Here is a 14,074-nt window from a genome sequence, read left to right as displayed (position 1 = left end):
GCCCTCCCCTTTGCCGTCCGGCTGGCATTAACCGCAAGCGGGACGGCAAATTCAAGACAGGGTGCGAAAAGTGACGCAGGGTCGCCCCTGTGCGGCCGGGCGTCTGAAACAGTGTTTCCACGGGCTTTCTGGGGGTTTACGGGCTTGGGGGGCGCTCCCTATACTCCGCGCGACAGGCGTGCCTAGCGCCAAAGGATTTTCAAGCGGATTATTTGATGCCGGACACGCCCCGTACCATTACGCCACCGCACAGGGTCGTGGTGTCGATCATCAATTACCGCACCGGGGCGCTGACCATCCAATGCGTGCAATCGGTGCTGGACGACCTGGGCGATATCGACGGGCATGTCGTGATCGTCGACAACCTGTCGGGCGACGGATCGGCCGACGAGATCGCCGCCTGGATCGACAGCCTGCCCGAACCCCGCCGGGTCAGTCTGGTGCGGTCGGCCACGAATTCCGGCTTTTCCGGCGGTCACAACCAGGGCTTTGCGGCACGGTCGTCCGATTATGTCCTGGTGCTGAATTCGGACGCAGTGCTGCGCCCCGGCTTCATGGCCGAAATCCTGGCCGCCGCGGATGCCCAACCGGACATCGGACTGTTCGCGCCGCGCATCGACTATGACGACGGTGAACAGCAGATCAGCTGCTTTCGCTTTCCATCCCCGGCGAGCGAGTTCGACCGGGGTGCACGGACAGGCGCAATCAGCAAACTGTTGGCGCGTCGCCTCGTGTCGCTGCGCATGCCGCCCGAACCGGACCAGATCGACTGGGCCAGTTTCGCCTGCATCCTGCTGCGCCGCCGGATGATCGACGCGATCGGCCCGATGGACGAGGGGTATTTCCTGTATTTCGAGGATATCGAATATTGCTGGCGCGCGCGGCAGGCGGGCTGGCGGATCGCCTATGTGCCGCAGGCGCGCGCCGTGCATTTCCGCGGGGGCAGCGGCCCGGTCAAGGCGCTGGCGAAGGAAAAGAAACGCCTGCCGGCCTATTTCTATGCATCGCGCACGCGGTTCTTCCGTCAGGCCCATGGGCCAACCGGGCCGATGCGCGCCAACGTCGCCTGGCTGGCGGGCCGTGCGCTGGCGCGGCTGCGGTTGATTTTCGGCAGGGCCGTTCCTCCCAGCAACGCAAGCGAGGCGCGCGATATCTGGACGAACGTCCTGTCGCCGCTGGATGACAGCCTGCGGATGGGGGGCTGAGCCTTGGCTTTACCCGATTACCTGATCGTCGGCGCGATGAAATGCGGCACCAGCACGCTGGCCGCGCAGTTGGGCGCACAGCCCGGCATCTTCATGACCGAACCGAAAGAGCCGAACTTCTTTTCCGACGACGAGGTCTTTGCCCGCGGGCTGGGCTGGTACGAAAACCTGTTCGCCGGAGCCGCCCCGGGCGACCTCAAGGGCGAGGCGAGCACGCATTACACCAAGCAGCCCACCCACCCCGACGCCCTGCCCCGCATGGCCGCGGCGCTGGAGGCACCCAAGATCATCTACCTGATCCGCGATCCGGTGGCGCGCGCGGTGTCGCATTATATCCATGAATGGACGATGGGCGTGATGTCGGGCGAGATCGACACCGCGTTCGAACAGCACGAGGAACTGGCCGCCTACGGCTGCTATGCCATGCAGATCGCGCCTTATATCGACAGGTTCGGGCGCGAAAACGTGCTGATCCTGAGCCTCGAGGGTATGAAGGCAGAACCCCAGGCCACGCTGGAACGCGCCTGCGCATTCATCGGGTATACCGGAACACCGCGCTGGAAGGACGATCTGGCGCAGATGAACGTGTCGGCCGAACGCATCCGGCGTTTCCCGATGCACAAGCTGGTGTTCGACAACCCCGTTGCCGCGGCCCTGCGCCGCGCGCTGATCCCACAGGGGGTGCGCGACCGGATCAAGGCATCGCGCCAGATGCGCCAGAGGCCCGAAATGTCACCCGCCACCCGCGCGCGCCTGATCGCGCGGTTCACCAAGGATTTCGCGCAGCTCCGGCGCCTCTTCCCGGACCGCGACGACCTGCGCGCCAGCTATCCGTTCCTGTCCGATGACGGCTGATCCCCGCATCGGCGCGGTCGTGATCGGCCGGAACGAAGGCGACCGCCTGATCCGGTGCCTCGACTCGGTCCGCAAAGGCGTGGCGCATGTCGTCTACGTGGATTCAGGATCGACCGACGACAGCGTGGCCGAGGCCCGCGCCCGCGGCGTCGAGGTTGTCGCCCTGGACATGGACCTGCCCTTTACCGCCGCACGGGCGCGCAACGCCGGGCTGGACGCGTTGCTGGCGCAAGGCGCGTTCGACCATGTGCAGTTCATCGACGGGGATTGCGAGTTGCGCGACGGCTGGATCGCGGCGGCCAGCGCCTTTCTGGAGGCGCATCCCGATGTCGCCGTTGTCTGCGGCCGCCGGCGCGAACGGTATCCCGATGCCACCGTCTATAACCGGCTATGCGATTGGGAATGGGACACGCCGGTGGGCGAGGCCACGGCCTGCGGCGGCGATGCGCTGATGCGGGTGGCGGCGTTGCGCGCCGTTGGCGGCTACAACCCCGACCTGATCGCAGGCGAGGAGCCGGAACTCTGCGTGCGCCTGCGCCTTGAAGGCTGGCGGATCTGGCGGCTGGACCACGAGATGACGTGGCACGACGCGGCGATGACGCGGTTTGGCCAGTTCTGGAAACGCAGCCGCCGGTCCGGCCACGCCTTTGCCGAAGGTGCGGCACTGCATGGGCGCGGCCCGACCCGCCACTGGGTCACCGAGACACGGCGCGCGATCGTCTGGGGCGGCGTGATACCGTTGGCGATCCTGCTTTTGGCGGCCTTCGCCGGGCCTTGGGCGCTGGCATTGGCGCTGATCTACCCCGCGCAAGTGGCCCGCCTCGCCCTGCGCGAAGGCGGCGGCAAGACTGCCTGGGAACGGGCGTTCTTTCTGGTCGTCGGCAAATTCGCGGAACTGGCCGGAGTAGCCGAGTATTGGTGGCACCGCCTGCGCGGCCAACGGGGCGGGTTGATCGAGTATAAATAGGCGTCAGTCGGGCATCTGGGCCGCAGAACGCAGCAAGGCTTCGTGCGCTGTGCCCTTGACCGCGGTGAGACACTCTTCGAAATTCTCGATCGTTTCGGCGATGGGCGTGCGAATGATCTTTTTCATCCGCTCCGTGGTTGCGACCGGCGTCACACCGAGAAACCCGAAAGCTTCGGTCATTATGCGACTACGGCTGTCCGGGTCGGAAAAAAGCTCGTCATACCGTATGATGTATTTGCGCGCCTCTGGAAGGCGCCCCAGCATTTGATCGAGCTGGGCATTCTCGTGTTCGATGTCCGAAAGCAAGGTCGAGATGTGGGCCGGGTCGATACGCAGCCGTTTGCGCGTGCCGCTTTCATCCCTCGCCGCCACGACCCCCGTCGCCCCGAGCATCGCGTTCGAGATCATCCGATCCACCACATCCTCACGGATCAGGCCGATCACCTTGATATCAGGGCGTTTGTCCAGATAGTCCGCCAGCCCGTATCGATGAAAGTTAAGCGAGAAATCCTTGATGCCGAACGTTTTGATCTGACCGCGCGGCTTGGCATGAGCCGCCTCGCCCGAAAGCCTTTTTCGAAGGGTTCGCACGGTATTCACGCCCGTCAGGAAAGCATTGGAGTAGAGCACCCAATCCAGGAACGCCTCGTCGGTGCGGGGCATGAATGGCACCTTGCGCTGCAGTTTGCGAATAAGGTTCCATTCACCGAGAACCTCTCCGAAATTCAGGACTTCCGGGCTTTGGTTCAGCATGTCGCGCAAGGTATTGCTGCCGCTTCTGCCGAGGGTCAGTATGACGTGGTGTTCCATACCCCTACCTCCCCCTTGTCCATTCCGTGCCGGAGTTCCTGAGCCGGACGGTAACATGCACCATGGCATAGGTCAGGAACGGCACCGGCTTGCGCATGGCCAGCCCGATCAGTTCGGCGCGTGTCGGGCTTGCCTTGGCTTCGCGGTCTGCAATGCCCGGGTACAGGCGTAGAAGTTCGCGAACCCCTTCGTCCTGGCGGCGGCGCACACGCACCAGGTTGGTGAAACCTTCGACCATGGGCCAGTGATACCGGGCGGGCACTTCGACGCGCTCATCGGGTGTGAACTGAAGACGCGCAAATGTATCGTCGGAAATGATTGCGGGAAAGGCGTCCCATCGCGCGCGGCCGGCCGCGTTCACGGCAAAAAAACCGGCACCGACAGCGCCGCCTTTCACGAAAGGCAGTTCGATCCACAGCCTTGCGTATTGGCGGGTGATCCAGCTTTTGGCACGTGTAACGGCTAGCGTGCCGGTTACGTAAACGGCGCGATCCGGCGACAGGGCCTGACGCAATTGTCCGAGCATATGCGGGTCAAGCCGGATATCGGCATCCAGATAGACGCGGGCATTGGAGCTGGCGGCATCATCACCGGCATTCAAGGCGTTGGGTTTTCCCGGCTCCGGCACGTCGATCACCTTGAGCGTCCAACCGCGGGCTTCGAAGTCGGGCAGAAATGCCTGCGCCGCTTCGATCGTTCGGTCGGTGCATGCGTTGGCGGCGACGATCGTTTCGACAATGCCGGCGCGATCGTCCTGTGCCAGCACCGAGCGCAGGCAGTCGCCAATGTAATTCTCTTCGTTGCGCGCGGCGATGATGACCGAGAGCGGTTCATCCCTGTTGTCTTGCGCGATTTCCGCAGACGTCATGCCATCCTGCCGTCAAAAAACCCGTTGAAACCATTCGTATCGCAAACATCACCTTCCCGCGATAGCCGCAAGGCTTTGCGCTTGTCGACGGTCAAGCAGTTACGCTTGCATCATTCGGCAAAAGGTGGGGCAATGCGGCAACCCCAAGGCGGGTTTCTCGGGATTTCCCGTTTGCGGTCATAGTAATGACATGCGCGCGCGACATGCCAGCGGACCGGGCGCCGCGCTTTACAGCCTGTAATCGCCCGGAAATTTCCGCTACACCCGTTTTCCAAAGGGTTGGCGCAACACGGATTTGTTCAAGGGATTTCAGCGATGCGCATCGGCTATCTGATGAATATGTACCCGGTCATCAGCGGCACCTTCATCCGGCGCGAGATCCATGCGATCGAGGCCGATGGGGTCGAGGTGATGCGCTATGCGCTGCGTCCCTGGGATGGCGAACTGGTGGACCCCGCCGACAAGGCCGAAAAAGAGCGCACGTTTTACCTCCTGTCGGGGCGCGTGCCCGCATTGCTGGCCGATTTCGCGAAGGAATGCGTGGCAAACCCGTTGGGCATGTGGCGCGCGCTGGGTGGTTGGGCGCGGCTCTGGAGGAATGCGGGACGGGGCTTCGTGCCGCATGTGGCCTATTTGCTCGAGGCCGTGTCGCTGAAGCGGCGTGCCTTGCGTGACGGCATCACGCATATCCATGCCCATTTTTCCACCAACACAGCCGCCGTGGCGCTGCTGTCGCAGCGTCTTGGCGGGCCGGGATACAGCTTTACCGCCCACGGCCCCGACGAGTTCGTCGATTGGGGGCCGGCCTCTTTGGCGATGAAGGTGGTCGAGGCACGTTTCGTTGCGGCGATTTCCAATTTCGCGCGGGTGCAGTTGGCCTTGGCCGCCGGGATGGCGCACTGGGACAAGCTGAAGATCGTGCATTGCGGGGTGAACCTGGGCGACTACCCGGTGAGCGACGCGCCCTTTGACGGCGGAGCCCCTTTTGTCTGCGTCGGGCGGCTTTGCCCGCAAAAGGCGCAAACGCTGATCGTCGAGGCCACCGCCGAGGTCGCAAAGACCCACCCGGATGTTCGGCTGCACCTGATCGGCGACGGCGAAACGCGCGCGGATGTCGAAGCGGCGATTGCCCGGCATGGGCTGGAGCGGAACGTCACCCTGATGGGATGGCGGAGCAACGCCGAGGTCCGGGAGGAGCTTGGCCGGGCCCGCGCGCTGGTTCTGCCCAGCTTCGCCGAAGGCCTGCCCGTCGTGATCATGGAGGCCTTCGCCCTCGGGCGCCCGGCGATCTCCAGCTATATCGCCGGCATCCCGGAGCTGGTCGACGAAAGTTGCGGATGGCTGGTGCCTGCGGGCTCGGTCAGCGACATCGCCGCCGCGATGCGCGCGGCCCTGGATACCGGCGCCGAAAGGCTGCGCGCGATGGGCGCGGAAGGACGCAGCCGTGTCGAACGTCAGCACGACATCGGCAAAGAGGCACGGGCACTGCTGGGGCATATCCGCGAAGTCGTCGGATAAAGTCGACGGGTCAGCCGAAATACATCCGGCGGAGCCGCCATCCCAGATACAGCATGACCGCAAGGAATGCGCCCATTGGCACGCCCAAGGCGACAATGCCGGGAAGGCCGAGAACGACCAGAATGTCCTTGGTGGGTATGACGATGCCGTGAAAGGCAAAAATCGGAAGCGCCAGCCCCCCGATCACGATCAGGATTTGCAGTATCCCACGTCGCACCGTTCCGAAACCGTGCCAGGATTTCAGAACCAGATCAAACGAACCGACAAGCGCGACCACCAACGAAAAGTAGAACAAGTTCCCCAGGAAGCTTGTGAAAAACGGCGACTTCCCGGTTGCGAAGGCATCCAGCCCCATCACGTCGATCCCGATCAGAGTGGCCAGAGCCATGCCCGTGACCCCGCCGCCCAGCAACGTCCGGCTGGCTTGCGCAGATCCCTTTTGACCCGAGAACCAATACCCGATCGCGATGGCGGGAAATACCAGGGAAAGAAGAAGGAAATAGCTGTAATTCGCGACTGTCAGCAGGCGCAACCATTCCAGAACACCATCGACCCGATCAGGGAATAGCGACCGGAAAATCCACATCAGAACCGGCCCCGCCACCGCGACACCAAGCGCGCGCACAGTGACGCTGCCCCGTCCGAGATACCAAAGCCAGACAGGCGCGGTCGCGAATGCGAGCACGTAAAATGCAAGAATATTGTAGAATGCGAGCCCGACCTCGAGCCCACCGATCGCCCGACCCTCGAGCGCCAAAAGCAAAAGATGCACGCACGCGATCAACGTCAGGCCGGACAGGACCAGAACGAGCGACAGGCGCAAGCGTCTGTGGACGGCCGATTTGTCGCTCGCGTAGCGCGGCAAGTAGAAAAAGCCCAACCCAAATCCAAAGACGGTGGCAAAACCTTCTGTTCCCATTCGGTAGATGCCACCCAGGACGTAGTCGGCTTCGCGTCCGATACCGAGCCGCTGAAAAAAGCCCGGGCCCCAATGAGAGGTCAATACCGCCATCACCATCAGCGCACGTGCAATGTTGACGGACCACGTCGCGGTCGTGCGGTTGGGGAGCGATCTGCTTTCATCCGTTGAGCTGCCCTCCGCCTCCAGGGTGTCGGCAACCTCGCGCAGGCTGCGACCTTCGAGCGTGGCCCGCACCGTGGCCTGGGCGAAGCCGCTTTCCATCACCAGCCCGATCTGAACCGCGCTGAGCGAGTCACCGCCGATGTCATAAAAGCTTTCGTCGGCCGAAATCGCGACTTGCCCGACAACCTTGCGCCAAGCCTCCGCGATGCGTTCCTGCCCCTCTGTAAGATCGGTCGCGACGGCGTCCGGCGAGGCGGCAGACGTTCTTTCGGGCCGCGCTTCGAAACGTCTGCGCAGCTCCTTGCGTTGGATCTTTCCCGTTCCGGTCACGGGAATTTCGTCGACTTCGAAAAGATGAAGGCCGCCAGCCTGGTTTACCCCCATCTTCCGCAGGGCGATTTCTGCGGCCTTTTCGATCAGCGGCGCACGGTCGGAAAAAGCTGCATCAACCGCCACGACAACCGCATCGCCACGCAATGGATCGGCTATACTGGTTACAGCGACGTGGCCTGCACAGTTGCACAGGTCGACAATTTCGCGTTCGAGGTTTTCCGCGTTCACGTTGACGCCGGCGATGTTCATCTGGTCATCCAAACGGCCAAGATAATAAAGTACGCCATCGCGGATTTCCCCGCGATCCTTAGTGTGAAGCCACCCATCCTTGCCGACAAGCGGGGCTATGCTGCCATCTTCGGTAAGTTGACCCAGCGCGACATGGTCGCCACGAATGCAGACTTCGCCTTCGCCGCCAATACGGATTTCAGCGGGCGGGGCGGCATGGCCGACGCTTTCCAGCACATCTTCGTCGTCACGGGATACATCGAGGAACGTGGTGCGCGATGCTTCGGTCAGGCCATAATGCTGAACGATGCGGGCGTTCGGAAACAGACGTTTCAGGGCCGCTTTCTCTTCGCCGGACATGTATTGACTGCCGATCTCGATCCAGCGCACACGGGCGCCGGCCGCACCGATTGCGTCCGGATTTGCAAGCACGATGCGCCAAAGCGTCGGCACCGCGGATATCGCGTTGATCTCATCCGCTTCCAGCATTCTTCGGATTTCCGCCGGATCGAAGCGGTCAGGCAGAAAAAACTTGCCCCCTGCAGCCGAAACCGCCCGGACACGGCCCAGGCCAAAGGAATAGGTGACCGGCACCCCGATATATTCCCGGATCGTTTCGTCCACGTCCATCGCGGCATTCAGCCGTCTTACGACATCCGAAATATTGCGCGGGCTCAGGACAATGGGTTTGGGCAGGCCTTCGGTGCCGGATGAGAACAGGATTTGCGCAGGCCGGTCGCTGTCTTCGGGCACGAAGGACAGTTTGCCCCATCCTCCACCGGCAAGCGCTTCTTGCCGGTCCGCGACAGCAAGACCCGGATATCGAGAAAGATCCAGACCCGGTCGCTGAACGGTGAAGGTCGTTCCCGCGGCATAAAGCGAGAAAGCCCGCTCAAGAAAATCCAGTGAGTTCGTGGCCTGAATTGCCACAGCCGAAAGCCTTGCGGTCATTTGCGGCATCGCCCCTGCACAAGCGCGTTACCACCGAACTGTAAGAAACGAATGATCGACAATAGTCTGTCCCAACCGATTTCAAATGCAGGCCAAGAGTGGCAGCATTTCATTACGGCAATCAAGGGGTTTGCCGCCGACACGTCCATTTGGGGCTTTTCCAATCAAACTGAAAAAGGCACTATGACCGCGAGGCAAAATAACAGACGCGTCGAACGAACGGGGACAACAACACCGTCGACGATGCATACAGGCGGGCCCAACTGCGGTTGGGCGTTGAGGAGCAGTCATCATGGCCAAATATTCGCGTGCCAACGTTTCCGCGGCTTTCCGGCGCTCTGCCGTTTTTTCGACAATTTTGTCTGAATTCTAGAGCAAGGCCCGGCGCCTGGTGAAAAAACACCGCGGAGAGTTGGATATGTCAGAAATCACCGACGAAGCCCCGATTCCCGAAGATCTTGTGGGAACCCGGCAGGGCATTTTCTTTCTGCTCCAGGCAGGCGCCGATCCCGCGCCACATGATGCCGCCGACGTGCCAGCTTTTGCCCGGCGCATCGACGAAACGGCCAAGCCGCTGAAATTGACCCAGGCGAAAGCCGTGCCGCAATCACGCCCGCGCACGTTTCACGACCCCGACGCAACGCCTCCGAAGAAGGCCGCGGTCTCGGACTACCTGTCGATGGACGATTTCCACTTCAATCTTTAAGTAATCGCTCCGCCAGCCGCTTGGACGGGTGCAGAACGCCAGGAAACGGCGTTCTTTTGCCTTTTGACCCAGCGTAATGCGCGAAATCACGCTCTTTTCGGGGCGTGAACGGCCGGAAGATTGCCCGGTGTCAATCCTTTAGTTACCTCAGGATGCATAAAAGATCGCGGCAATTAAGCCGCGACGTGATGGCAGTGTGTTTCAACGGATTTCCGCTCAGTTATTGGTTGTGGATGCATTTCGGTGCGCGTGATTTCGCGCGTCCGTTTGCCATGCCGCATCCTGCCCTGGAAGTCGGTTGAGACCGGGATGAGGAACGGAATGACAATGATTTCCAAGCTTTAGGCTGCTCCGTGGCTTTGGGATGACTTCCCAAATTGGACAACAGCGCGCCGCAAATTGGCCCAAAAGCTGGGTCACCCATGGCGCCAAACAACGCGATCCGTTTCCGAGGAGCAGACAGAATGCAAAGCGTGGCAGGCAAGAAACTGACGACCAACACCAACCTGGAAACCCTGTTTCAGGATGACGAGCGCAAAGGCGCGACACCGCTGACCGTCAGCAACATGGATGTTCAATTGCATAACCTGCAGACCGAGCCGATGGGAACATTGGCCACATCCACGGGCGATGCGGGCGGGACAGTCATCTCCGACAGCGGCGACGTTGCCGCAGGCGGAATCCAGACGGGTCTGAATGCAAGCTTCTTCGCCTTGGCGAAACATGTACGCTCGTTGTCGCAAATCGATTTCGACGCGACGCCGGATGCCACGATGGTGGTCGACGCGCTCGACTACACCCGTACCAACGACGCCTTTTGGGACGGCGGCGCCGCGAACAAGTTTGCCGCGCAGTATACGGGGTTCTTGAATGTCGAAACGGCGGGCACCTACACCTTTTTCCTGACCTCGGATGATGGCTCGGCACTTTACCTTGATGGCGAGCAGATCATCGACAACGACCGTGCGCACAGCGCAACATTGAAAACCGTGACCATCGAGCTGGACGCCGGGGCACATGCGTTCGAGGTCCAGTATTTCGACAACTACCGCGAACAGGTTCTGACGCTCGAATGGGAAGGCCCGGATTCGGGCGGCGCGCGCCAGACCATCGGCGGCGATAGCTTCACGCTCGAGGCGCCAGCAGGGGATGACTCGCTGGTTGGTTCGGAAGGCGAGGACTCGGTCGACAGCGGCATGGATATGGGCGGCGATACCGGCGCGGACATGGGCGGCGACAATACGACTGCCCCGGACACCGTCGAAGAGGATCAGGCCAACCTTTTTGGTCTGCGGGCAAGCTTCTTCGCAATGGACACTCATGTGCGCTCGTTGTCGCAAATCGATTTCGACGCAACGCCGGACGCCACCGCGGTAGTCGATGCGCTCGACTACACCCATACGAACGACGCGTTTTGGGACGGCGGCGCCGCAAACAAGTTTGCCGCGCAGTACGAAGGCTTCCTGAACATCGTGAACGGTGGCACCTACACCTTTTATTTGACCTCGGATGATGGCTCGGCGCTTTACCTTGATGGTGAGCAGATCATCGACAACGACCGTGCGCATAGCGCAACATTGCAAACCGTGACCATCGAACTGGACGCCGGGGCACATGCGTTCGAGGTCCAGTATTTCGACAACTACCGCGAACAGGTTCTGACGCTCGAATGGGAAGGCCCGGATTCAGGCGGTGCGCGCCAGACCATCGGCGGCGAAAGCTTCACGCACGAGGCGCCCGCGGAGGATGACTCGCTGGTTGGATCGGAAGGCGAGGACTCGGTCGACAGCGGCATGGACATGGGTGGCGACACAGGCATGGACATGGGTGGCGACACAGGCATGGACATGGGCGGTGACACCGGCATGGACCACGGCGACCATGGCGATATGGCCATCTCGCAGCCCACCACGCCTGAGGAAGAAGACGCATTCGTTGCCGCAGTCATGGCACAAGCCGATACCGGCGGGCACACGGTCCATTCGGACGACGTGAACAAGGCCTCGGAACATAGCCAATTGCTCAATCTCGTGCCGCGCTCTGAAGCGACACACGTCGCGGTGCGGGATGGCGATTGGTTCGACCCGGACACTTGGTACCAGGGCCGCATTCCCGATGAGGGCGCGAAGGTTCTGATCCCGGAAGGCGTGTCGGTCAAATACGCCGGCGAAAGCGATGAATCGCTGTTCACCGTCCGCGTCGATGGCGAGCTTTCCTTTGCAACCGACATGGATAGCCGTTTGCTGGTCGACACGATGATCGTTTCGAAGTCCGGCCGTCTGGAAATCGGGACCGAAGACAACCCGGTGCAGGATGACGTGAACGTGGAAATCGTGATCGCAAACAATGGCGATATCGATGTCAGCTGGGATCCGATGCTGCTGTCGCGTGGCGTGATTTCGCACGGTGAAGTGGAAATCCACGGTGCCGAAAAGACGGCCTACACCAAGTTCGCTGCTGATCCGATGGCCGGTGACTCCGTGATCCAACTCGACGAGGTGCCCGACAACTGGTCCGTCGGCGACACCATTGTGGTGACGGGAACGCACAAGACCGGTTGGACCTTGGTGGACGGACGTAAAGAGCACACTGAGAGCCAAGATGAAGAACTGGTGATCGTTTCCATTGACGGTGACAAGATCACAGTCGACCGCCCGCTTCAGTATGATCACGACGCCCCGCGCGAGGACCTTTCGGGCTATGTCGCGAACATGAGCCGCAACATCACGTTCTCGAGCGAAGATGGCGATGCAACGGCTATCAACCACCGTGGTCACGTCATGTTCATGCACAATGACGACGTCGATGTGCGCTATGCCGCGTTCGACGATCTGGGACGTACGGACAAGTCAAAACCGGCCTTCCTGATCGAGCGCCTCGACCCTTCCACGATCGAGGCCGATACGAATATCCAGGGTCGCTATTCTTTCCACCTGCACAAGACGGGCACCGAGGATCAGGATAACCCCGCGATCGCATTCGGCAACACCGTCAGCGGGTCCCCCGGCTGGGGTTATGTGCACCATGACAGCCATGCGGAGTTTGTCCAGAACATTGCCTTTGATGTATTTGGCGCTGCATTTGTCGCTGAGGACGGCAACGAGACCGGGCTTTGGTGGGAAAACATGGCAATCAAATCGGAGGGCGTCGGTTACGGGCATGCCAAGACCAAATCCGGCGAAGATGTGGTGCGGGATGATGTCGGGCGCACTGGTGATGCTTTCTTCTTCGCTGGGAGGGCGGTTGAGACAGGCCACAATGTAGCAGCGAACACAACACATGGGTACGTATGGATGCTACGTGCCTCGGACGGCGTTCCTACGGTTGATCAGCTCGACAACCCAGACGCATATTATGGAAGTGAAAGCCCACGAGCAAATGCCCAAGTCCCAATTCAAGGCTTTCACGACAATGAAGCCTTCGGCACACAAGTTGGCATGATCGTCGTCAAGCGGATGAATTGGCAGGGACATGACGTACGTACGGTAATGGATGGTTTCACCAACTGGGAAACCTCAAACGGCGTTCAAATGACATATACATCGCATTATACCCTGCTTGATTTTGACCTCTTAGGGACAACAAATCCAGACTACGTAGCAAGGGCTCATACGGGTTATGAGTTTGGTCCTCATACCTTTGATTTTGCGCTAAATGGCATGACAATTGATGGTTTTGCTACAGGTCTCGACCTTGACCAACGGGAACGACCCGATTGGTCACCAGAAGATGTTGGCCATGTTCTCATCGATGTTGAGTTGCTTAATAATAAGTATGACATGATTGGGTACGACCCAAGCAAACACACAATAATAGCGTCTGATGAGCTTGTTGAAGGCCGACTATCTTTCGTGCTTGACAGCGACACGACGATCGAAATGTGGGAAGACCTTTACTTGACTGGAACTAAAATCGATTCGATCGGTGAAAGCACACGTGAATTTGCCGACGATGTTCATGTAGTAGATTTTAAAACGAGCATTCTGCCAATGCTACAGCGCGATGGTTACTACGAAACCGAAAATGGCGAGCACGTTATGCTATTGAAGGATTTCATCGCAGATCGGGCCACAGGTGAGCTATTAAAAATGGTTCACGTGATAACGCTCGACATCTCGGATGAGATACTGGCCAAGTATGAGGTGAACAACAACGGTCTGATCAACCTCGACAGCCTGGCTCCAGTCACTCGGGACGATTTCGTAAGCACACCAATGGAAGCACCCATCGTCATCGACGTTCTGGCCAATGACTTGGACCCCGAAGGTGGCGAGTTGCATGTCGATGGTTTCACCAATCCGTTCCATGGCGATCTCAGCCTACAAGAGGATGGCACCCTGCTGTTTGCACCGCATGAAAACAAGGTGGGGGTCGAAAGTTTCGACTATTGGGTTTCCGACGGGGACGGTGTTCTGTCCAAGGGCACGGTCTTCATCGACATCTACGACGCCTAACCTTTTGGGATAATCTGGATTGCATTTCGGCCCACGGAGCTCTCAGTGGGCCGTTTTTTGCTTGCCGATAACATAGCACCTATGAATCCAAGTAC

10 protein-coding genes are annotated in these 14,074 nt (G+C 60.2%); 7 read left to right on the top strand and 3 right to left on the bottom strand.

Features of this window, described 5'->3' with window-relative positions; all coding sequences use genetic code 11:
- The first annotated feature begins 215 nt into the window (after positions 1-215).
- Genes BLT50_RS09125 through BLT50_RS09115 form a run of 3 tightly spaced genes read left to right on the top strand, consistent with a single transcriptional unit; the run spans position 216 to position 3,027 of the window.
- A complete protein-coding gene (locus BLT50_RS09125; RefSeq protein ID WP_090028378.1) occupies positions 216-1,205 on the top strand; it encodes a glycosyltransferase family 2 protein in 990 nt (329 codons plus the stop codon).
- 3 nt (positions 1,206-1,208) lie between these two features.
- Positions 1,209-2,060, top strand: coding sequence for a sulfotransferase family protein (locus tag BLT50_RS09120; protein ID WP_090028377.1), 852 nt, complete (start codon positions 1,209-1,211; stop codon positions 2,058-2,060).
- Complete coding sequence (locus BLT50_RS09115; RefSeq protein ID WP_090028376.1) at positions 2,050-3,027, top strand: glycosyltransferase family 2 protein; 978 nt, start codon at positions 2,050-2,052, stop codon at positions 3,025-3,027. The genes BLT50_RS09120 and BLT50_RS09115 overlap by 11 nt, the downstream gene beginning before the upstream one ends.
- A gap of 3 nt (positions 3,028-3,030) precedes the next feature.
- On the opposite strand, the gene BLT50_RS09110 is transcribed toward BLT50_RS09115, so the two are convergent.
- Both BLT50_RS09110 and BLT50_RS09105 read right to left on the bottom strand, forming a co-directional pair.
- Positions 3,031-3,837, bottom strand: a complete 807-nt coding sequence (locus BLT50_RS09110; protein WP_175491441.1) for a sulfotransferase — start codon at positions 3,835-3,837, stop codon at positions 3,031-3,033.
- A gap of 4 nt (positions 3,838-3,841) precedes the next feature.
- Positions 3,842-4,705 carry a glycosyltransferase family 2 protein gene (locus tag BLT50_RS09105; protein WP_090028374.1) on the bottom strand — a complete coding sequence of 288 codons (864 nt, stop codon included), beginning with the start codon at positions 4,703-4,705 and terminating at the stop codon, positions 3,842-3,844.
- A gap of 315 nt (positions 4,706-5,020) precedes the next feature.
- On the opposite strand from BLT50_RS09105, the gene BLT50_RS09100 reads away from it, so the two are divergent.
- Positions 5,021-6,223 carry a glycosyltransferase family 4 protein gene (locus BLT50_RS09100; RefSeq protein ID WP_090028373.1) on the top strand — a complete coding sequence of 401 codons (1,203 nt, stop codon included), beginning with the start codon at positions 5,021-5,023 and terminating at the stop codon, positions 6,221-6,223.
- A 10-nt stretch (positions 6,224-6,233) separates the two neighbouring features.
- Here BLT50_RS09100 and BLT50_RS09095 read toward each other — a convergent pair whose 3' ends face one another.
- The gene (locus tag BLT50_RS09095) at positions 6,234-8,819 is read right to left on the bottom strand and encodes an AMP-binding protein (protein ID WP_175491440.1); all 2,586 of its coding nucleotides are present in this window, start codon (positions 8,817-8,819) and stop codon (positions 6,234-6,236) included.
- A gap of 51 nt (positions 8,820-8,870) precedes the next feature.
- Between BLT50_RS09095 and BLT50_RS19015 the strand changes: the two genes are divergently transcribed.
- The 3 genes from BLT50_RS19015 to BLT50_RS09085 all read left to right on the top strand — a co-directional run bounded on the left by BLT50_RS19015 (position 8,871) and on the right by BLT50_RS09085 (position 13,979).
- Positions 8,871-9,185: a hypothetical protein gene (locus BLT50_RS19015; RefSeq protein WP_139170503.1), complete on the top strand. Its 315-nt coding sequence runs from the start codon at positions 8,871-8,873 to the stop codon at positions 9,183-9,185.
- A gap of 52 nt (positions 9,186-9,237) precedes the next feature.
- A complete protein-coding gene (locus BLT50_RS09090) occupies positions 9,238-9,525 on the top strand; it encodes a hypothetical protein (RefSeq protein ID WP_139170502.1) in 288 nt (95 codons plus the stop codon).
- A 464-nt stretch (positions 9,526-9,989) separates the two neighbouring features.
- Positions 9,990-13,979, top strand: coding sequence for a PA14 domain-containing protein (locus BLT50_RS09085; protein WP_175491439.1), 3,990 nt, complete (start codon positions 9,990-9,992; stop codon positions 13,977-13,979).
- Positions 13,980-14,074 lie beyond the last annotated feature (95 nt).

The organism is Lutimaribacter saemankumensis, assembly GCF_900100005.1.
Classification (GTDB): Bacteria; Pseudomonadota; Alphaproteobacteria; order Rhodobacterales; family Rhodobacteraceae; genus Lutimaribacter; species Lutimaribacter saemankumensis.
The sequence above is the reverse complement of the archived record's forward strand: the minus strand, read 5'-3'. Positions and strand labels throughout refer to the sequence as shown.